Source organism: Streptomyces sp. NPDC046122 (genome assembly GCF_056429965.1).
The window spans coordinates 1055603-1075658 of record NZ_JBWKLQ010000001.1 but is presented as its reverse complement, the minus strand read 5'-3'; the positions used below and the strand labels follow the sequence as shown (position 1 = coordinate 1075658).

Annotated in this window: 15 protein-coding genes; 11 read left to right on the top strand and 4 right to left on the bottom strand. The window is 71.6% G+C overall.

Translation table 11 applies throughout. The features are described 5' to 3' along the window. Window positions 1-125: 125 nt before the first annotated feature. The gene (locus tag AC07FK_RS04600) at window positions 126-1352 is read right to left on the bottom strand and encodes a trypsin-like serine peptidase (protein WP_479102447.1); all 1227 of its coding nucleotides are present in this window, start codon (window positions 1350-1352) and stop codon (window positions 126-128) included. Between the two features lie 313 nt (window positions 1353-1665). On the opposite strand from AC07FK_RS04600, the gene AC07FK_RS04595 reads away from it, so the two are divergent. The 5 genes from AC07FK_RS04595 to AC07FK_RS04575 are packed head-to-tail and all read left to right on the top strand — an operon-like array spanning window position 1666 to window position 9737. Then, window positions 1666-3081, top strand: a complete 1416-nt coding sequence (locus tag AC07FK_RS04595) for a diaminobutyrate--2-oxoglutarate transaminase family protein (RefSeq protein ID WP_479102445.1) — start codon at window positions 1666-1668, stop codon at window positions 3079-3081. 30 nt (window positions 3082-3111) lie between these two features. Further along, on the top strand, window positions 3112-5031 hold the full coding sequence (locus tag AC07FK_RS04590) for an IucA/IucC family protein (RefSeq protein ID WP_479102443.1): 1920 nt from the start codon (window positions 3112-3114) through the stop codon (window positions 5029-5031). A 40-nt stretch (window positions 5032-5071) separates the two neighbouring features. After that, window positions 5072-5797 (top strand): GNAT family N-acetyltransferase, encoded by a 726-nt coding sequence (locus AC07FK_RS04585; protein ID WP_479102441.1) that lies wholly within the window; start codon window positions 5072-5074, stop codon window positions 5795-5797. A gap of 60 nt (window positions 5798-5857) precedes the next feature. Continuing rightward, on the top strand, window positions 5858-7711 hold the full coding sequence (locus AC07FK_RS04580; protein ID WP_479102439.1) for an IucA/IucC family protein: 1854 nt from the start codon (window positions 5858-5860) through the stop codon (window positions 7709-7711). Between the two features lie 55 nt (window positions 7712-7766). Beyond that, on the top strand, window positions 7767-9737 hold the full coding sequence (locus tag AC07FK_RS04575; protein WP_479102438.1) for an ATP-dependent DNA helicase: 1971 nt from the start codon (window positions 7767-7769) through the stop codon (window positions 9735-9737). Window positions 9738-9864: 127 nt separating this feature from the next. On the opposite strand, the gene lexA is transcribed toward AC07FK_RS04575, so the two are convergent. Continuing rightward, window positions 9865-10650, bottom strand: coding sequence for a transcriptional repressor LexA (gene lexA, locus AC07FK_RS04570; RefSeq protein WP_479102436.1), 786 nt, complete (start codon window positions 10648-10650; stop codon window positions 9865-9867). Between the two features lie 457 nt (window positions 10651-11107). On the opposite strand from lexA, the gene nrdR reads away from it, so the two are divergent. Both nrdR and AC07FK_RS04560 read left to right on the top strand, forming a co-directional pair. Then, on the top strand, window positions 11108-11626 hold the full coding sequence (gene nrdR, locus AC07FK_RS04565) for a transcriptional regulator NrdR (protein WP_479102435.1): 519 nt from the start codon (window positions 11108-11110) through the stop codon (window positions 11624-11626). Window positions 11627-11750: 124 nt separating this feature from the next. Next, the gene (locus AC07FK_RS04560) at window positions 11751-14654 is read left to right on the top strand and encodes a vitamin B12-dependent ribonucleotide reductase (protein ID WP_479102433.1); all 2904 of its coding nucleotides are present in this window, start codon (window positions 11751-11753) and stop codon (window positions 14652-14654) included. A 129-nt stretch (window positions 14655-14783) separates the two neighbouring features. On the opposite strand, the gene AC07FK_RS04555 is transcribed toward AC07FK_RS04560, so the two are convergent. Then, window positions 14784-15308, bottom strand: a complete 525-nt coding sequence (locus AC07FK_RS04555; RefSeq protein WP_479102431.1) for a TerD family protein — start codon at window positions 15306-15308, stop codon at window positions 14784-14786. Between the two features lie 188 nt (window positions 15309-15496). Here AC07FK_RS04555 and AC07FK_RS04550 point away from each other — a divergent pair, with 188 nt between their 5' ends. The 3 genes from AC07FK_RS04550 (at window position 15497) to AC07FK_RS04540 (ending at window position 17819) form a co-directional block, all read left to right on the top strand. Beyond that, window positions 15497-16102 carry a YdbC family protein gene (locus AC07FK_RS04550; RefSeq protein WP_479102429.1) on the top strand — a complete coding sequence of 202 codons (606 nt, stop codon included), beginning with the start codon at window positions 15497-15499 and terminating at the stop codon, window positions 16100-16102. Between the two features lie 137 nt (window positions 16103-16239). After that, window positions 16240-16914: a histidine phosphatase family protein gene (locus tag AC07FK_RS04545; RefSeq protein WP_479102427.1), complete on the top strand. Its 675-nt coding sequence runs from the start codon at window positions 16240-16242 to the stop codon at window positions 16912-16914. Then, window positions 16911-17819, top strand: coding sequence for an ADP-ribosylglycohydrolase family protein (locus AC07FK_RS04540; RefSeq protein ID WP_479102425.1), 909 nt, complete (start codon window positions 16911-16913; stop codon window positions 17817-17819). The genes AC07FK_RS04545 and AC07FK_RS04540 overlap by 4 nt, the downstream gene beginning before the upstream one ends. A gap of 209 nt (window positions 17820-18028) precedes the next feature. On the opposite strand, the gene AC07FK_RS04535 is transcribed toward AC07FK_RS04540, so the two are convergent. Then, window positions 18029-18502, bottom strand: a complete 474-nt coding sequence (locus AC07FK_RS04535) for a hypothetical protein (RefSeq protein WP_479102423.1) — start codon at window positions 18500-18502, stop codon at window positions 18029-18031. Here AC07FK_RS04535 and AC07FK_RS04530 point away from each other — a divergent pair. Then, window positions 18444-19919, top strand: a complete 1476-nt coding sequence (locus AC07FK_RS04530; RefSeq protein ID WP_479102422.1) for a DUF4153 domain-containing protein — start codon at window positions 18444-18446, stop codon at window positions 19917-19919. The genes AC07FK_RS04535 and AC07FK_RS04530 overlap by 59 nt on opposite strands. Window positions 19920-20056: the final 137 nt, after the last annotated feature.

Below are 20056 nucleotides of genomic sequence, written 5' to 3'. Positions count from 1 at the left end.
CCCGAAGGCCGCCCCCTCACGACGGGGGGCGGCCTTCGGGCTTTCCGCGGGCGGGCGGCGGCACAGCAGGGGCCCCCGGCGCGTACGCCGGGGGCCCCTGACCGGCAGTCACCTGCCGCGCTCCGCTACTTGTCGGCGAACTTCCCGCTGACCGTGTCGAAGATGTCCTTGGCTTCCTTGCCCAGGCGCGGACCGGCCAGCCAGCCGGCCGTCACCGGACCGATCGACGTGTTGGAGACCAGCGCGGGCTTGCCGTCCCGGCCGGTGGCCGCCCAGCCGCCGCCGGAGGAACCACCGGTCATGGTGCAGCCGATGCGGTACATCGTCGGGTCACCGGACTTGATGGACAGGCGTCCCGGCTTGTCCGCGCACTGGAACTGCTTCTGGCCGTCGAACGGCGGAGCGGCCGGGTAGCCGGTCGCCGTCATGCTCGCGATGCCGGGCGTGGCGGGTGCGTCGAACTCCACCGGAAGCGCCGAACCGACCGTCTCCTCCAGCGACTTGCCGTTGCCCTTCTCCGGAGTGACGTGCAGGACCGCGAAGTCGTACGGAGCGCCCTCGCCGCCGGTCGGGCCGCCCTCGGCGATCCACTGCGTCGACGTCTGCGCCCAGTCGCCCCACCACACGCCGTGCGGAGTGACCTCGTTCTTGGGCGCGCTGCCCAGTTCCGCCGTCGACCTGGCGGTGTCGTTGTACGACGGGACGAAGGCGATGTTGCGGTACCAGCCGCCCTTCTTGCCGGCGTGCACGCAGTGGCCGGCCGTCCACACCATGTTGGACTTGCCGGGGTGCGCCGGATCCTTGACGACGGTCGCGGAGCACACCATCGAACCCTCGGGCCCGTCGAAGAAGAGCTTGCCCGCCTCGGGCGTGCTCGCGGAGTACGGGGTCTTCACAGGCTGCGCCTGGACGGGCGCGGGCGTCGGGTCGGTGACGCCCTCGTCGCCGGAGATGTCGTTGTCCACCGGCCGGTCGGGCTCCTCGGCGTCCCGCATGCGGTCCGCGTCCCAGAGGTCCTCGATGATCGGGTTGATGTAGTCCTCGGCCTCGCGGAGCCAGTCGTCCCTGCTCCAGTCCTTCCAGGCGCCGCCCTTCCACTTGTCCAGGTCGACGCCGTGCTCCTTGAGACGGTCCTTCAGGTCCTCGGGAATGACGATCTTGCCGTCGCTGCCGCCGGTGACCTGGCCGGCGGGGGCGCTCGGCTCACCGCCCGCGTTGTCCTCGGTCGGCCCGCAGGCGGTGACGGTCAGGGCGAGGGCGGCGGTGAGGCCGACAGCCGCGAGCACGGGGGAGGTTCGGCGACGCGCGCTCCTCCCGCCACGTGCTGCGATGGTCGGGCGAATGGGTCGCATGTATGGATCCCCCTGGGACTTCGACATCTTCTTCAGCGAACTCTGTGAACTCTGCGAACTCTGCACGCATCGCGCATCCCGGCGGCGGAGTGCCGGGCCGGAGCGCGGTCCCCACTATGCCGGTGCCGATGGGGACGGCGCGCGGCAGGGGCACGGTTCCCCCGACGTAAGGATCTTCTTATTGCCCGTGATCCCCGGGCGCCACCGTCGTTGGTACGTACGGGGGACGCAGGGTCGGTGTTCCGCCCGGACGGGCACGGACATACAGACCAGTGCGCGCGACGCAGGCTTCACCGCGGGAGGACCAACAGACGTGGCCGTGACCGAACCAGCCGCTGCGGTGCTGACCGCTGCTCAGGACGGGATCCTGCGGCGCCAGTCGCTGCGCGAGTCCTCCGCCCGTACGTACGCGCGCTCGCTGCCGATCGTGCCCGTACGCGCGCGAGGACTCACGATCGAGGGGGCGGACGGGCGGCGCTATCTCGACTGCCTCTCGGGCGCCGGGACGCTGGCACTGGGTCACAACCACCCCGTGGTCCTGGAAGCGGTCAGGAAAGTGCTCGACTCGGGTGCGCCGCTCCACGTCCTGGACCTCGCGACCCCCGTCAAGGACGCGTTCATCACCGAGCTGTTCGAGACGCTGCCGCGCGGGCTCGCCGACAACGCGCGGGTGCAGTTCTGCGGCCCGGCGGGCACGGACGCGGTCGAGGCCGCGCTCAAGCTGGTGCGCACCGCCACCGGCCGCAGCGGACTGCTGTCCTTCACCGGCGCGTACCACGGCATGACGTCGGGAGCCCTCGAGGCATCCGGCGGCGCCCAGGACGTACGGGTGACGCGGCTGCCCTACCCGTACGACTACCGGTGCCCCTTCGGCGTGGGCGGCGAACGCGGCGCCGAACTCTCCGCCCGCTGGACCGAGAACCTCCTCGACGACCCCAAGAGCGGCGTGACCTCCCCGGCCGGGATGATCCTGGAACCGGTGCAGGGGGAGGGGGGCGTCATCCCCGCGCCGGACGAGTGGATGCGCCGGATGCGCCGCATCACGGCGGACCGCTCCATTCCGCTGATCGCCGACGAGGTGCAGACCGGCGTCGGCAGGACCGGCGCCTTCTGGGCGGTCGAGCACAGCGGCATCGTGCCCGACGTGATGGTCATGTCCAAGGCGATCGGCGGCAGTCTCCCGCTGGCCGTGGTGGTCTACCGGGCGGACCTCGACGCCTGGGAGCCGGGTGCGCACGCCGGTACGTTCCGCGGCAACCAGCTCGCCATGGCGGCGGGCGCCGCCACCCTGGCGTACGTACGGGAGAACGGCCTCGCGGAGCGGGCCGCCGTGCTCGGCGCCCGCATGACGGGCCGGCTGCAGGGGCTGGCCGCCGACCATCCCTGCATCGGGAACGTACGGGGCCGGGGACTGATGATCGGCGTCGAGCTCGTGGACCCCGAGGCCGGCCCCGACGCGGATCGTGCCGGGGACCCGTACGCCGGGGGCCGCACCTCCTCGGCCGTCCCCCCGGCGGCGCCCGCGCTGGCCGCCGCCGTCCAGCAGGAGTGCCTGGAGCGCGGACTCATCGTCGAGCTCGGCGGACGTCACTCCTCGGTCGTCCGTCTGCTGCCTCCCCTCACGCTCACCGACGAACAGGCCACGGCGGTCCTCGACCGCCTCGCCGACGCCCTGTCGGCCGCCGAACGCTCTCCGTACCACCGGCAACAGACCGGGCTTTCGAACTGACCCCGGACCTCGTCCCAAGGAAGACCCCCCGTGAACCCCACTCCCGCATCCGATGCGTCCGAGGCCGACGACCGTCCCACCGCGCACGACCGGACAGAGGGCGCCGCGCACGGCCGCCTCGTGGCCGACGAGGCCAAGGTGCCCCGGCAGAAGGGCAGCCCCCACGGGGAGCAGCTCGGGCCGGGACCGGGCGGACGCCCGCAGACAGCGGCCCCGGCCCCGGCCGTCGACGGGGACCTGCTCGACCACCCCGACCCGCACACGGCCGCTGAGGCGGCGGCCGTGGAGAACCTGCTGCGGTGCTGGATCAGGGAGAACGACCTCGACCGGCCCCTCGGACCGACCCTGCGCGTCCCGCTCGACGCCAGCGCCACCGCCCTGCTCGTCCCCGTCCGCTACTGGTCGGCCACCGGCTGGCACCGCTTCGGCATGCCGGTCCTGGAGGGCGGCCCGCAGGGTGCGCCGCCCGCCGACGCCGTCACGGTCGCGGCGCTCCTCGGCCGCGAGGCGGGGCAGCGCGAAGGAGCGGACCTGGTCGGCCGGGTCGCCGACTCCGTACGGCGCACCGCCCGGTTCATCACCGAGCGGCGCGCACACCCGGGCCCGGCCCCGGAGGCGGACCTGTTCCTCAGCGCGGAACAGTCGCTCCTCCTCGGGCACCCGCTGCACCCCACGCCCAAGAGCCGCGAGGGGCTCTCCGACGCGGAAGCCCAGCAGTACTCCCCGGAGCTGCACGGCTCCTTCCCGCTGCACTGGATGGCGGTCGACCGGTCCGTACTGGCCGGAGACTCCGCGTGGACCGAGCGCGGCCGCGCCGTACCCGCCGAGCAGCTCGTCGCCCGCCTCGCCGAAGGGCTCCGCCTCCCCGGCCGGACGGTCCCGCTGCCGCTCCACCCGTGGCAGGCCCGCGAGCTCCGGCACCGGCCCGCCGTCGCGGCGCTCCTGGAGCAGGGGCTGCTGCACGACCTCGGCCCGCACGGCGACCCGTGGCACCCCACCTCCTCCGTGCGTACCGTGCACCGCCCCGGTGCGCCCGTGATGCTCAAGCTCTCGCTCGGCGTACGCATCACCAACTCCCGCCGTGAGAACCTCCGCAAGGAACTCCACCGCGGCGTCGAGGTCCACCGGCTCCTGCGCGCCGGGCTCGCCGAGGAATGGCAGGCCGCCCACCCCGGCTTCGACATCGTGCGCGACCCGGCGTGGCTCGCCGTGGACACGGTGGACGGCGAACCGGTGCCCGGCCTCGACGCCCTCCTGCGGCACAACCCGTTCGGCCCCGGCGACGACGCGGTCTGCCTGGCCGGTCTCACCGCCCCGCGTCCCTGGCCCGGCCGCAGCGACATGCACTCCCGCCTCGCGGACGTCGTCGCCCGCCTCGCCGCCCGGACCGGCCGGCCCACCGGAGCCGTCGCCGCCGAGTGGTTCCTGCGCTACCTCGACCACGTCGTACGCCCGGTCCTCTGGCTCGACGGCACGGCAGGGGTCGCGCTGGAAGCCCACCAGCAGAACACCCTGGTCCTTCTCGACCCCGACGGCTGGCCCGCCGGCGGCCGCTACCGTGACAACCAGGGCTACTACTTCCGCGAGTCCCGGCGCGCCGGACTCGAACGCCGCCTCCCCGGCATCGGCGCCACCAGTGACACCTTCGTCCCCGACGCCGTCACGGACGAACGCTTCGCGTACTACCTCGGCATCAACAACGTCTTCGGCCTCATCGGAGCGTTCGGCGCCCAGCGGCTCGCCGACGAACGCGTCCTGATCGCCGCCTTCCGCCAGTTCCTGGGCAAGAGCGCCGCGCTCGGCTCGCCGCTGCCCGCACAGCTCCTGGAGAGCCCCGGCCTCCGCTGCAAGGCCAATCTGCTCACCCGTCTGCACGGCCTCGACGAGCTCGAAGGACCGGTCGACACCCAGTCCGTCTACGTGACCATCGCCAACCCCCTTCGCACCTGAAGGAACATGACCCACCCGAACTGCTGAGAGGAGCGTCGCCGTGCCTCCCACCGATGCGAGCACCGACGCAGGAACCCACCCCGGGCCCCGCGCCGGATCCAGCACCGAGGACACCCTCGACCTGCGGCTGACCGAAGAGCTGGTCGCGCTGTTCGGTGACGACGTGCCGGCGGCCGCACCCGGGCCCGCCGCCGGCGGCCTCCTCGACGCCCCCGCCGCATGGGGACCCGTCACCACCGACGCCGGTCCGTTCCAGCTCGTTCCCGTACGCCTGGAACGGGACGTGCCGCTCATCAGCCGGTGGATGAACGATCCAGCCGTCGCCGCCTTCTGGGAGCTGGCGGGGCCGGAAGAACTCACCGCCGCCCACCTGCGCCCCCAGCTCGAAGGCGACGGCCGCAGCGCACCCTGCCTCGGCGTACTGGCGGGTGTCCCCATGAGCTACTGGGAGATCTACCGCGCCGACCTCGACCCGCTGGCCCGCCACTATCCGGCGCGTCCGCACGACACCGGCGTCCATCTCCTCGTCGGCGGCGTGGCCGACCGTGGCCGCGGCCTCGGCACGACGCTCCTGAGGGCCGTCGCCGACCTCGTGTTCGACCACCGTCCCGCCTGCGCCCGTGTCGTCGCCGAACCCGATCTGCGCAACACCCCCTCCGTCTCCGCCTTCCTCGCGGCCGGGTTCCGCTTCTCCGCGGAACTCGACCTCCCCGACAAGCGAGCCGCGCTCATGGTCCGTGACCGCGCCCTGCGCAACCTGCTGTGAACCACCCGCTCCTTCTCATACACCGCTCGCCCCGAATGGGTTCCACCCCGAGGAGTCCCCGTGCCGAAGCCCGCCGTCGCCCATGACTTCGAGGGCTCGCGCCCGCTGCTCGCTCCGCCCGAACTGAAGCCGGGCGCCTGGGAGACGGCAGCCCGTCGCCTGCTCGCGAAGATGCTCGGCGAGTTCGCGTACGAGGAGATCGTCGAGCCGGTCCCGCACCCCGCCGGTGACCGTCACGCCCTCCTGCTCGACGACGGCGCGACTCTCACCTTCCGGGCGGCGCGCGGCGCCTACGACAGCTGGCGGGTCGACCCCGACTCCATCGAGATCCACGAGTCCGACCCCGAGGCCGCCGCGGACACCGGCGGGGCCGGCGCGGGCCGCCCCTTCGGCGACCCCCTGGCCTTCCTGCTCCGCGCCCGTCGCCTCCTCGGGCTCGACGGCGCCACCCTCGGCCACCTCATCCGCGAGCTGACCGCCACCCTCGCCGCCGACGCGCGCCTCGGCCACACCGCCGTGCCGGCCGCGCGCCTCGCCGACCTCGGGTACGCGGAGCTCGAAGGGCACCAGACCGGCCACCCCTGGCTCGTCCTCAACAAGGGCCGCCTCGGCTTCTCCGCCTCGGACGCCGCCTGCTGGGCCCCCGAAGCCCGCACACCGGCAGCGCTGCCCTGGATCGCCGTCAGCACGGAGCTGGCCGCATACCGCGGAGTCTCGTTACTCGGCACGCCCGAGCGGCTCTACGCCCGCGAACTCGACGCCGCCACCCGGGAGGCGTTCGCCACCGCCCTCCGTGCCCGTGGACTCGACCCCGCGCGGTACCTCTACCTGCCCGTCCACCCGTGGCAGTGGGACGAAGTGGTCCTGCCGCTCTTCGCGCCCGCCGTCGCCCAGGGCGCCATCGTGCCGCTGCCGACCGACGGCGACGTACGGCTGCCCCAGCAGTCCATCCGCACGTTCCTCAACGTGAGCCGGCCCGACCGGCACACGGTCAAGCTGCCCCTCGCCGTCCTGAACACGCTCGTCTGGCGCGGACTGCCCACCGAGCGCACGCTGGCGGCGCCGGCCGTCACCGCATGGGTGCACGGGCTGCAGGCCGGCGACCCCTTCCTGCGGGACGAGTGCGGAGTCATCCTCCTCGGCGAGGTCGCCTCCGTCACCGTCGAACACCCGCTGTACGACGGCCTTCCCGAAGTCCCGTACCAGTACAGGGAACTGCTCGGCGCGATCTGGCGCGAGCCGCTCACCGGCCGGCTGGCCCCCGGAGAGCGCGCCCGTACGCTGGCGTCCCTGCTCCACACGGACCCCGAGGGGCGCGCCTTCACCGCGGAGCTCGTCGCCCGCTCGGGACTCCCGCCGGCGGTCTGGCTCAAACGTCTCTTCAGCGCGATGCTGCCCCCGCTGCTGCACTTCCTGTACCGCTACGGCACGGTCTTCTCCCCGCACGGCGAGAACGCCATCGTGGTGTTCGACGACCTCGACGTCCCGGTGCGCCTCGCGATCAAGGACTTCGTCGACGACGTGAACGTGAGCGCGCAGCCGCTGCCCGAGCACGACTCCATGCCCGACGACGTGCGCGAGGTGCTGCTGACCGAGCCGCCCGCGTTCCTCACGCAGTTCATCCATTCCGGTCTGTTCATCGGTGTGTTCCGCTACCTGGCGCCCCTGTGCGAAGAACAACTGGGCGTTACGGAGAACGACTTCTGGTCACTCGTACGAGCTGAAATCCTGCGGCACCAGGTCCGCTTCCCCGAGCTCAAGGAGCGCTTCGAGATCTTCGACCTGCTCACCCCGCGGATCGAGCGGCTGTGCCTCAACCGCAATCGGCTGCACCTCGACGGCTACCGCGACCGCTCCGACCGCCCGCACGCCGCCGTGCACGGGACGGTCCCGAACCCTCTCCACCCGGCCTGACGCGGTGGCCGGTGCGACCGGGGTTGTCAGTGGTGCCCCGTAGGCTGGACGGGCTATGACGAAGCCCTCACTCCCCGAGCTCCTCCACGCCGCCGTCACCGCCGTCGGCGGCACGGAGCGGCCCGGCCAGGTCGCCATGACCGAAGCCGTGGCCGGAGCCATCGACGACAATGCCCACCTGCTCGTCCAGGCCGGCACCGGCACCGGAAAGTCCCTGGGCTACCTGGTGCCGGCCCTGGCCCACGGCGAGCGCGTCGTCGTGGCGACGGCGACCCTGGCCCTGCAGCGCCAGCTCGTGGAGCGTGATCTTCCGCGTACGGTCGAGGCGCTGCATCCGCTGCTGCGCCGGCGCCCTGAGTTCGCCATGCTCAAGGGGCGGTCGAACTACCTCTGCCTGCACCGGCTCCACGAGGGCGTGCCGCAGGAGGAGGAGGACGGCCTCTTCGACCAGTTCGAGGCCGCCGCGCCGACCAGCAAGCTCGGCCAGGACCTCCTGCGCATGCGGGACTGGGCCGACGAGACCGAGACGGGCGACCGCGACGACCTCACCCCCGGGGTGTCCGACCGCGCGTGGGGCCAGGTCTCCGTCTCGTCCCGCGAGTGCCTCGGCGCCTCGAAGTGCGCGTACGGAGCGGAATGCTTCGCCGAGGCGGCCCGCGAGCGCGCCAAGCTGGCCGATGTCGTGGTGACCAACCACGCCCTGCTCGCCATCGACGCCATCGAGGGAGCGCCGGTGCTCCCGCAGCACGAGGTGCTGATCGTCGACGAGGCGCACGAGCTGGTGTCCCGGGTGACCGGGGTGGCCACCGGCGAGCTCAGCCCCGGCCAGGTCAACCGGGCGGTCCGACGCGCGGCCAAGCTGGTGAACGAGAAGACAGCCGACGCCCTGCAGACGGCCGCGGAGTCCTTCGAGCGGCTCATGGAGCTCGCCCTGCCCGGGCGCCTGGAGGAGATCCCGGAGGATCTCGGGTACGCCCTCATGGTGCTGCGGGACGCCGCCCGCAACGTCATCTCCGCCATCGGGTCGACCCGCGACAAGTCCGTCCAGGACGAGGACGCGGTGCGCAAGCAGGCGCTCGCGGCCGTCGAGAGCGTCCACGGCGTCGCGGAGCGGATCGCGAACGGTTCCGAGTACGACGTCGTCTGGTTCGAGCGGCACGACCGCTACGGCGCCTCCCTGCGCGTCGCCCCGCTCTCGGTGTCGGGGCTGCTGCGCGAGAAGCTCTTCAGCGAGAGGTCGGTCGTCCTGACCTCCGCCACGCTCAAGCTCGGCGGCGACTTCAACGGGGTGGGGGCCTCGCTCGGTCTGTCGCCCGAGGGGACCGAGGGAGAGGACGTCCCGGTCTGGAAGGGTCTGGACGTCGGCTCGCCCTTCGACTACCCGAAGCAGGGCATCCTGTACGTCGCCCGCCACCTGGCCACTCCCGGCCGCGAGGGTTCGCGGGGCGACATGATGGACGAGCTGGCCGAGCTGGTCGAGGCGGCGGGCGGCCGGACGCTCGGGCTCTTCTCGTCCATGCGGGCGGCGAAGGCGGCGGCCGAGGAACTGCGCGGCAGGATCGACATGCCCATCCTGCTCCAGGGCGAGGAGACGCTCGGTGAGCTGATCAAGTCCTTCGCCGCGGACCCGAAGACGTGTCTGTTCGGCACGCTGTCGCTGTGGCAGGGAGTGGACGTGCCGGGGCCGAGCTGCCAGCTCGTCGTCATGGACCGGATTCCGTTTCCCCGGCCCGACGACCCGCTGATGAGCGCCCGGCAGAAGGCCGTCGAGGAGGCCGGCGGCAACGGCTTCATGGCCGTCGCGGCCACGCATGCGGCGCTGCTGATGGCCCAGGGCGCGGGACGGCTCGTACGGGCCTCGGGGGACCGCGGCGTCGTCGCCGTTCTGGACCCGAGGCTGGCGAACGCCCGGTACGGGAGCTACCTGCGGGCGTCGCTGCCGGACTTCTGGTACACCACGGACCGTAATCAGGTGCGCCGCTCACTGTCCGCGATCGACGCGGCGGCCGGGGCCGACGGGAAGTAGTCGGCGTACGGCGGGCTCCTTTGCGGGTCCGCCGTACGCCGGCCCGTCCGGCTGCACCGACCGAACAAAAGGGCCCCCGGAACCGGCGCAGTGGGTTCCAGGGGCCCGGTCCTTGACCGGCGGGGTGTCACACCCGTCGCAGCACTGCCACGACCTTGCCGAGGATCGTCGCCTCGTCGCCGGGGATCGGCTGGTAGGCGGCGTTGTGCGGGAGCAGCCACACATGCCCGTCCTCGCGCTTGAACCGCTTCACCGTGGCCTCGCCGTCCAGCATGGCGGCCACGATGTCGCCGTTCTCGGCGACCGGCTGGCGGCGTACCGTCACCCAGTCGCCGTCGCAGATCGCCGCTTCGATCATCGAGTCGCCGACGACCTTGAGGACGAAGAGCTCACCGTCGCCCACGAGCTGCCGGGGGAGCGGGAAGACGTCCTCCACCGACTCCTCGGCGAGGATCGGGCCACCGGCCGCGATCCGGCCGACGAGGGGGACGTACGACGCGGCGGGCTTGCCGGCCGTGTCGGTGGGCTGGGTGCTCGGCTGGTCCGAACCCCGCACCTCGTACGCCCGGGGGCGGTGCGGGTCGCGGCGCAGGAAGCCCTTGCGTTCGAGGGCCATCAGCTGATGGGCCACGGAAGAGGTGCTGGAGAGGCCCACCGCCTGACCGATCTCGCGCATGGACGGCGGGTATCCTCGCCGTTGCACCGAGTCCCTGATGACCTCGATGACCCGCCGTTGCCGATCAGTGAGGCCGGAACTGTCCGCCCGGATTCCTGGAGGTCGGCCGGGCAGCGAGCGTGAGGGCTTGGGGCCCTCCGGATGTGTGGCTGCTTCGTTCATGGCATGCACCGGCTCGAGTCGGCTCTGGGATCGGTCCTGGGCAGTGATGGTGGCACTGTCAGCGGTGGTGGTCACGTCGGCCCCTCTCGCGATGTTCTCTCTCCCTGGTTGGACAACGGTAGTTGCTTTCGAAAGGTTGCGCCAAACACACGTTCGAGTGAAAAAGCGCGGAATGCCTTTCTCGAACGCGCGACGGGGTGTATGAGGGGCCCATTCGGCCGAATGGCAATTCGGGCCATTACGGTAACCGTCGCGGCTGGGTCGAAGGCGGGTGGGGGGCCGTCAGCGTGTCGTCCGCGCGGCGGACGCCCGGCGCGAGCGGCCCTGGGCCTGGCGACACGCGCGAAGTGCGAAAAAAGGACCAGACCCTAGATCTAGTAGTCGCATGGCTACAGCTACCCACAAGTTGTGGTCCAAGTGGGTCCCCCGTGCTTCGGGAGCCCTCCCATCACCTATGCTGGTGACCGCTTCGAAGGGCCCCTGGTGGGGCCGGCGAGGCTATTCAGTCGTGCTGTGAGGGAGGGTTGGGATCATGCACTGCCCCTTCTGCAGGCACCCCGACAGTCGCGTCGTCGACAGTCGCACCACCGACGACGGAACGTCGATCCGCAGGCGCCGTCAGTGCCCCGACTGCTCCCGTCGTTTCACGACGGTCGAGACCGCCTCGCTGATGGTGATCAAGCGCAGCGGTGTCACCGAACCCTTCAGTCGCACCAAGGTCATCTCCGGCGTGCGCAAGGCGTGCCAGGGGCGGCCGGTCACCGAGGACGCGCTCGCCCAGCTCGGCCAGCGGGTCGAGGAAGCGGTGCGTGCCACCGGAAGCGCCGAGCTGACCACTCATGACGTGGGACTGGCCATACTCGGCCCACTGCGGGAACTCGATCTTGTCGCGTACCTGCGCTTCGCGTCCGTGTACCGGGCGTTCGACTCACTCGAGGACTTCGAGGCCGCCATCGCGGAACTCCGCGAAGAGCGGCCGCCTGTGAACGATTGCGATTGCGGGCCCGGCGCGACCCCCGAGGTCCCCGTGCCCGCCGCTGCCGCCGACTGACCGACCGGCGGCAGACCAGACCTGTTCCGGCGCTTCTTCGCCGCGTCCGGAACTTCAGACACAAGCGTGCCCCTGGGAAGAACTGGGCACGTCAGAGCGTTTTTGTACGTATATGGGAGGCGGCATGACAGAGACGGCGAGCGGCCCGGCGCGAGGTTCCCGTACGAAGGGATCCTCGAAAGTGACTGTGGCTCGACAGGGCTTGCGCATCGAGCGCATCCACACCACGCCCGGCGTGCATCCGTACGACGAGGTGGTCTGGGAGCGCCGTGACGTCGTCATGACCAATTGGCGCGACGGCTCGGTCAATTTCGAGCAGCGTGGCGTCGAGTTCCCCGACTTCTGGTCGGTGAACGCGGTCAACATCGTCACCAGCAAGTATTTCCGCGGGGCTGTCGGTACGCCTCAGCGCGAGACCGGTCTGCGGCAGCTGATCGACCGGATCGTGAAGACGTACCGGAAGGCCGGCGAGGACTACAACTACTTCGCCTCTCCCGCCGACGCCGAGATCTTCGAGCACGAGCTGGCGTACGCCCTCCTGCACCAGATCTTCAGCTTCAACTCGCCGGTCTGGTTCAACGTCGGCACGCCCCAGCCGCAGCAGGTCTCGGCCTGCTTCATCCTGGCCGTCGACGACTCCATGGAGTCGATCCTCGACTGGTACAAGGAAGAGGGGATGATCTTCAAGGGCGGCTCCGGCGCCGGCCTGAACCTCTCCCGCATCCGCTCCTCCAAGGAGCTGCTCTCCTCCGGCGGCAACGCCTCCGGTCCGGTCTCCTTCATGCGGGGCGCCGACGCGTCCGCCGGAACGATCAAGTCGGGCGGCGCCACCCGCCGGGCGGCCAAGATGGTCGTGCTCGACGTCGACCACCCCGACATCGAGGACTTCATCGAGACCAAGGTCAAGGAGGAGGAGAAGATCCGCGCCCTGCGTGACGCGGGCTTCGACATGGACCTGGGCGGCGACGACATCACGTCCGTCCAGTACCAGAACGCCAACAACTCGGTCCGCGTGAACGACGAGTTCATGAACGCGGTCGAGACCGGCGGCACGTTCGGCCTCCGCGCCCGCATGACGGGCGAGGTCATCGAGGAGGTCGACGCCAAGTCGCTCTTCCGCAAGATGGCCGAGGCCGCCTGGGCCTGCGCCGACCCCGGCATCCAGTACGACGACACCATCAACAACTGGCACACCTGCCCCGAGTCCGGCCGGATCACCGCGTCGAACCCGTGCAGCGAGTACATGCACCTGGACAACACCTCGTGCAACCTGGCCTCGCTGAACCTGATGAAGTTCCTCAAGGACGACGGCAAGGGCAACCAGTCCTTCGAGTCGGAGCGCTTCGCCAAGGTCGTCGAGCTGGTCATCACCGCGATGGACATCTCCATCTGCTTCGCGGACTTCCCGACGCAGAAGATCGGTGAGAACACCCGCGCCTTCCGTCAGCTGGGCATCGGTTACGCCAACCTCGGCGCCCTGCTCATGGCGACCGGCCACGCGTACGACAGCGACGGCGGCCGTTCGCTCGCCGGCGCCATCACCTCGCTGATGACGGGCACGTCGTACCGGCGCTCCGCCGAGCTGGCCGCGGTCGTCGGCCCGTACGACGGCTACGCCCGCAACGCCGAGCCCCACAAGCGCGTCATGAAGCAGCACTCCGACGCCAACGCCACCGCCCCGCGCGTGGACGACCTGGACTCGCCGATCTGGGCCGCCGCCACGGAGGCCTGGCAGGACGTGCTCCGCCTCGGTGAGAAGAACGGCTTCCGCAACGCGCAGGCCTCGGTCATCGCGCCCACCGGCACCATCGGTCTCGCGATGTCCTGCGACACCACCGGTCTTGAGCCCGACCTCGCGCTGGTCAAGTTCAAGAAGCTGGTCGGCGGCGGCTCGATGCAGATCGTCAACGGCACCGTGCCGCAGGCGCTGCGTCGCATGGGCTACCAGGAGGAGCAGATCGAGGCGATCGTCGCCCACATCGCCGAGCACGGCAATGTGATCGACGCGCCCGGCCTGAAGACCGAGCACTACGAGGTCTTCGACTGCGCGATGGGCGAGCGTTCCATCTCCGCGATGGGCCACGTCCGCATGATGGCGGCCATCCAGCCGTGGATCTCCGGCGCGCTGTCCAAGACGGTGAACCTGCCGGAGACGGCCACCGTCGAGGACGTCGAAGAGGTCTACTTCGAGGCGTGGAAGATGGGCGTCAAGGCGCTCGCGATCTACCGCGACAACTGCAAGGTCGGCCAGCCCCTCTCCGCCAAGACCAAGGACGTCAAGGCCGAGGTCACGGAGAAGGCCGAGGAGACGATCCGCGCCGCGGTCGAGAAGGTCGTCGAGTACCGCCCGGTGCGCAAGCGCCTGCCCAAGGGCCGCCCGGGGATCACCACCTCCTTCACCGTGGGTGGGGCCGAGGGGTACATGACCGCCAACTCCTACCCGGACGACGGTCTCGGTGAGGTCTTCCTCAAGATGTCCAAGCAGGGTTCGACCCTCGCGGGCATGATGGACGCCTTCTCGATCGCCGTCTCGGTCGGTCTGCAGTACGGCGTCCCGCTGGAGACGTACGTCTCGAAGTTCACGAACATGCGCTTCGAGCCGGCCGGCATGACGGACGACCCGGACGTGCGGATGGCGCAGTCGATCGTCGACTACATCTTCCGCCGCCTGGCGCTGGACTTCCTGCCCTTCGAGACCCGCTCGGCGCTCGGCATCCACTCCGCCGAAGAGCGTCAGCGTCACCTGGAGACCGGTTCGTACGAGCCGTCCATGGACGACGACGTCGACGTCGAGGGTCTGGCCCAGTCCGCCCCGCGCCAGACGGAGACGCTGAAGCCGGTCGCCGCCGCCCCCAAGCCGGAGGCCGTGCCCGAGCAGAAGCAGGCGCACACCTCGGCGGAACTCGTCGAGATGCAGCTCGGCATCAGCGCGGACGCGCCGCTGTGCTTCTCCTGCGGTACGAAGATGCAGCGTGCGGGCAGTTGCTACATCTGCGAGGGCTGCGGCTCGACCAGCGGTTGCAGCTGATCCGAGGCCGGTAGGCACAGCGTGTGGAGGAACTGAGGGGCGGCGGTCCTGCGGGCTCGCCGCCCCCCGGCGTTTCCCGGGGCGCTCGACCGGCCGTCGGGTCAGGCCGCCCCCATGGTGGCGACGAAGTCAGACTGCCCCCATGGTGGCGACGAAGGAATCCGGATCGGTGTCGAATCCGCGCACGCCGGAACGGAATTCCCAGCCCCCCGAGGTGTTCCGCGTGAATTCCGCGATGGTCGCGGAGGTCGATGCGGACACGTCGGCGAAGCCGTCCTCCGCGAGCACGGTGTACCCCTCGCGAATGCGAAAGCCCGCATTCCCTATGGCTCCGAAAGCCGTCCTGCCGCCGCCCTGTTGGATCGCGACGCCCACCACCACCCGGGCGTACGCGGGTGCCAGCCGGCCGAGCTCCAGCGTCATGGCCTCGTCGAAGCCGAAGCCCTGGCCGTCCCGGCTGTCCCTGGTGAGGGTGATGGTGCCGTCCGGCGAACGGCTGTCGAAGTGCACGGTGTACGCGGGGCTGCCGTACGGGTCCTCGACGGTGTACGTCGCGGCGATGAGGTCGAGGTCGTGCGCCGGTTCCCCCATGGGACTGGGGTCCCACCTCAGCGTCACTTCGACCTTGCCGACCCCTTTGTTGAGACTGCCCACCGGTCTTCCCTCCCTCGGAGCCCCGCCGGCTCCCCCGGCGACGGCCGCGCGACTGCGCACCTGGCACCAGGCTAGCCCCGGGCACCGACAACTCGCCTCGCGCCGAGGCCCGTTCGACGCGGATCGGCCGGGGGTGCAGTGCCGCGCGGACGTGACGGAGCGCGCGTTCCTGGCCGTACGATGGCGCGGTGCTGGTCAAGTGGATTCGCTGCACAGTGATCGACCGTCGGGGCTTTGAGCGGGGGCAGCGGAAGTGGGCGGGGCTGCTGGGGGAACCGGGATTCCGGGGGCAGGGCGGCGGCTGGAGCCGTGAGCGGCCGGGGGTGGCGCACATCTTCTCGTTCTGGGAGAGCCGTGCGTTCTACGACTCGTTCATGGCGCGCTCGCACGACCGGCTCGCCGCCGCCCAGTCGGGTACGTACAAGAACATCCAGGTCGGACTCTTCGACTACCGGTTCGACATCAAGACGGGTTTCGAACCGAGGTTCACGGACGCCGACGTGGTGCGGGTCGCGCACTGCACGGTGCGCGAGGGCCGGGTGGAGCACTTCTCGCTGATGCAGGAGAAGGTCTGGAACCCCGCGATGGCGGGGTCGCCCGGGATGCTGCGGGGCCTGTTCGGCGAGGCGCCCGGCAACGAGTTCCTGGTGCTGTCCATGTGGCAGTCCGCCGCCGAGCACGGGAAGTACCGCGCCGAGCGGGTGGAGCGGCTGTCGCTGCGGGCGCAGACCGACGCCGACGTGGCGGGGCTCTCGGGCGCCGTCGTACAGCTGGAGCCGGCCTGGACGGTGTGAGCAGGGGTGCGCGCAGGGCGCAGCAAGCGAGCGTCGCCCGCTTGCTGCGCCGACGTCCCGACGGGCGGATACGCTGGAGGAAGGCGGGGCGGCCGCCCGGCTGAGCCGCATCCGATCGCACGCTCTAGGGTTTCGGCATGGCACGACCGCGGCGCATCGTCCTCGTCCGGCACGGGGAGTCGGAGGGCAATGCCGACGACTCGGTGTACGAGCGTGAGCCCGACCACGCGCTGAGGCTCACCGCGACCGGCCTGCGCCAGGCGCGGGAGACCGGCGATCGGCTGCGCGAGCTCTTCGGCGAGGAGCGGATCAGCGCCTACGTCTCGCCGTACCGCCGCACGCACGAGACCTTCGCCGCCTTCGGACTCGACCCGGACCGGGTGCGGGTGCGGGAGGAGCCGCGGCTGCGCGAGCAGGACTGGGGAAACTGGCAGGACCGGGACGACGTACGGCTGCAGAAGGCGTACCGGGACGCGTACGGGCACTTCTTCTACCGCTTCGCCCAGGGCGAGTCCGGCGCCGACGTGTACGACCGCGTCGGGGCGTTCCTGGAGAGCCTGTTCCGCAGCTTCGAGGCGCCCGACCACCCGCCGAACGTGCTGATCGTCACCCATGGCCTGACCATGCGGCTGTTCTGCATGCGGTGGTTCCACTGGACGGTGGCGGATTTCGAGTCGCTGCGCAATCCGCGCAACGGCGAAACCCGGTCACTGGTGCTGGGAGAGGACGGTCGTTACGCCCTTGACCGGCCGTTCGAGCGCTGGAGGGCTCCCGAGCCGTGCGGCTGTCCGGATAGAGTGGCGGAGCGATGACCGCTGACTCCTCCACCGTCCGGCGCTTCGAACGCGCCGTGGCCAGCCTGCGTGGGCTGTGCCTGGGAGACGCCCTGGGCTCCCAGTTCTTCGTTCCCGTGAACTACCCGCTGCTCAAGAGCCGCGAGCTGCCGCCCGCTCCGTGGCAGTGGACCGACGACACCGAGATGGCGTGCTCGGTCCTGGCCGTGCTCGCCGAACACGGCCGTATCGACCAGGACGCGCTCGCCCGCTCCTTCGCCGAGCACCACGACTTCGACCGCGGCTACGGCCCCGCCGTCAACCGGATGCTCCGGCTGATCAGGGAGGGCGGCGACTGGCGCGAACTCGCGGCCGCGCTCTTCAAGGGGCAGGGCTCCTGGGGCAACGGCGCGGCGATGCGCATCGCGCCGCTCGGTGCCTGGTACGCGGACGATCCCGAGCAGGCCACTCATCAGGCCGAGATCTCGGCGTACGTCACGCATCAGCACCGTGAGGCGGTCGTGGGCGCCATGGCCGTCGCCGCCGCCGCCGCGCTGGCGGCTGCTCCCGGCGGGCCGCCGACGCCTGCCGACCTGCTGGACGGCGTGATCGCTCTGGTGCCCCGCAGCGCCGTGGGCGCCGGCCTCCGCCGCGCCCGGGACATGCTCGACTACGGCGACGCGGGGACCGTGGCCGCGGTGCTGGGTTGCGGACGGCGTACGACCGCGCACGACACCGTGCCGTTCGCGCTCTGGTCCGCCGCCCGGTCGCTGGGCGACTACGAGCAGGGCTTCTGGGTCACCGCGCAGGTGGGCGGCGACGTGGACACGACCTGCGCCATCTTCGGCGGTGTCGTCGCTGCGGGGAAGGCCGGAGCGCCGCCGGCGGCCTGGCTGGAGCGGACCGAGGAGCTGCCGGGATGGGTTCCGGCGCAGGCGCTCTGACTCCGGTGCGCGGGCGGCGCGCGTGACGGTGGGTGCTGCTGGGTGACGTGGTGGGCGCCGGATGCGCCCGTGGCACCGGGCATTCGCCGGATTCGCCGGTTCCGTGACTGTCACGGTCCTGCCACAGCCCAGTCCTCGCAGCGCCGGAACCGGACTCCGGGGCTAGTCTGACGGGCCACGCCGCCCTGTTGATCATGTCGGGCGTGCGCTCACACGACACCGGGCTCCGGCCGCGGCACCCTGCCGTCCCCTGCCCGGTCGGGAGGGGGTCCCGTGTCCGATACGCCGTCCGATACGCCGTCCGCGCCGTCCGCCTCGTCGTCGCCGCCGGCGTCGCCCGAGCCGTCCGACCCGTCGACGTTGTCCGAGCCGTCCGAGTCGTCGATGTCGTCCCAGCCGCCTGCGTCGCCCGAGCCGTCGTATCCCCCACCGCCCGCGCCGTCCCAGCAGGCCGGTGCGGGCAGCGCCCCGGAACCCGCGCCGAAAGGGCCGGCTCCGGCGCCGCCCGCCATGTCGTACCGGGAGCAGCACAGCAGGGCGACGCAGCCCCAGCGGTACCAGCCCTGGCCGCCGCCCCCGCCCGCGCCGCGACAGCCGCCCGCTCCGCCGAAGTGGGTGACCGACGTGCGGCCCGAGTCTCCGGCCCCGATCCGCCCGGCCGCGTTCGCGGCCGCCCTGGCCACCGCCCTGCTGAGCGCCCTGCTGCTCGGCGAGGGCCTGGGGCCGAACCTGCTGGTCGTGGCCGTCCCGGCCGCGACCGCCGCGTACTTCGCCGCCCGGGCGGCGGGCCGCCGCCTCCGGCCCTGGACGCTCGTATGGGCGCTCGGGGGTCTGGCCCTGCTGGTCGTTCCGGCGCTGCGCGACGCGGGCTGGCCGACGTTCCTCGCGGTCAGTTCCGCCCTGGCACTCGGATCACTCGCCCTGCACGGCAGCCGCACCTGGGCCGGTGTCCTCGCCGGCTCGCTGGGGATCTTCGGATCTGTCGGCTCCGGTCCGGCGTGGGCCTGGCGCGGGCTGCGGGAGCGGGCGGAGGTGTCCCGCGGCCGCTGGGCGCCCGTGGTGCGTACGTCCCTCGTCGCCGTCGTACTCCTGATCGTCTTCGGCGCGCTCTTCGCCTCCGCGGACGCCGCGTTCGCCGATCTGCTCGGCGGCCTGACGCCCGACGTCTCCGTGGCCGACGGACCCTGGCGCGTGTTCCTCTTCGCGCTCGGCCTCGTGGGGGCCCTCGCCGCCGCCCGTACCGCCGCCGCGCCGATGCGCTGGGACCGGCTCGAGATACGTCCGGGACGTGCGCGTGGCCGGACGGAGTGGGCGCTTCCGCTGGTCGTGCTCAATCTCCTGTTCGCCGCCTTCATCGCGGTCCAGCTCGCCGTCCTGTTCGGCGGCTACGACAAGGTGCTCAGCGCGACCGGACTGACGTATGCCGAGTACGCGCGGCAGGGCTTCTGGCAGTTGCTCTGGGCCACCCTGCTGGTCCTCCTGGTCATCGCCCTCGCTCTGCGCTGGGCTCCGCGCGGTCAGGCCCGCGACCGCACCCTGGTGCGGTCGGTGCTCGGCACGCTGTGCGTCCTGACGCTGGTCGTCGTCGCCTCCGCACTGCGCCGGATGGACCTGTACGTCGACGCGTACGGCCTGACCCGGCTGCGCGTCTCCGTGGCGGCGGTCGAGCTGTGGCTGGGCCTGGTGATCGTACTGATCATGGCGGCCGGGGTGCTGGGGTCCCGCTGGCTGCCGCGCGCGGTCGCGGCGAGCGCGGCGGCGGCCGTGCTGGCGTTCGGCCTGCTGTCGCCGGACGGGCTGGTCGCGGAGCGCAACGTGGCGCGCTACGGCACCAGCGAGAAGCTCGACGTGCACTACTTCCAGGATTTGTCGGCGGACGCGGTCCCGGCCCTGGACACGTTGCCGGAGCCGCAGCGCTCCTGTGCGCTGGTGGGCATCGCGGAGCGCCTGGACGGGGAGAACGAGCCCTGGTACGCGACGAGCCTCGGTGTGGCGCGGGCGCGCGAGATTCTCGCGGCGCGCCCCCTGGAGGTCGACGAGGCCGAGTGCCGCAGGCTCGGCACGTACGGCAGCGAGCGCGGCCTGTACGACGAGTACTGACCGGCCGGGGCCGGCCGGCGGGCACGTGTCCGCCGACCGGTGGGGCGGGCCGACGGACAAGGGGGCGGAGCCGGACTGCGGCTCCGCCCCCTGCCGTTCCGTACGCGCCCTTCCTCGGTTTCCGTACGCGCCGGCTG

What these genes read in the sequence shown, in the direction of transcription:
- AC07FK_RS04600 (WP_479102447.1), bottom strand. Translation starts at nt 1,352, where the DNA reads ATGCGACCCATTCGCCCGACCATCGCAGCACGTGGCGGGAGGAGCGCG.
- AC07FK_RS04575 (WP_479102438.1), top strand. Translation starts at nt 7,767, where the DNA reads ATGACGAAGCCCTCACTCCCCGAGCTCCTCCACGCCGCCGTCACCGCC.
- nrdR (WP_479102435.1), top strand. Translation starts at nt 11,108, where the DNA reads ATGCACTGCCCCTTCTGCAGGCACCCCGACAGTCGCGTCGTCGACAGT.
- AC07FK_RS04560 (WP_479102433.1), top strand. Translation starts at nt 11,751, where the DNA reads ATGACAGAGACGGCGAGCGGCCCGGCGCGAGGTTCCCGTACGAAGGGA.
- AC07FK_RS04545 (WP_479102427.1), top strand. Translation starts at nt 16,240, where the DNA reads ATGGCACGACCGCGGCGCATCGTCCTCGTCCGGCACGGGGAGTCGGAG.
- AC07FK_RS04540 (WP_479102425.1), top strand. Translation starts at nt 16,911, where the DNA reads ATGACCGCTGACTCCTCCACCGTCCGGCGCTTCGAACGCGCCGTGGCC.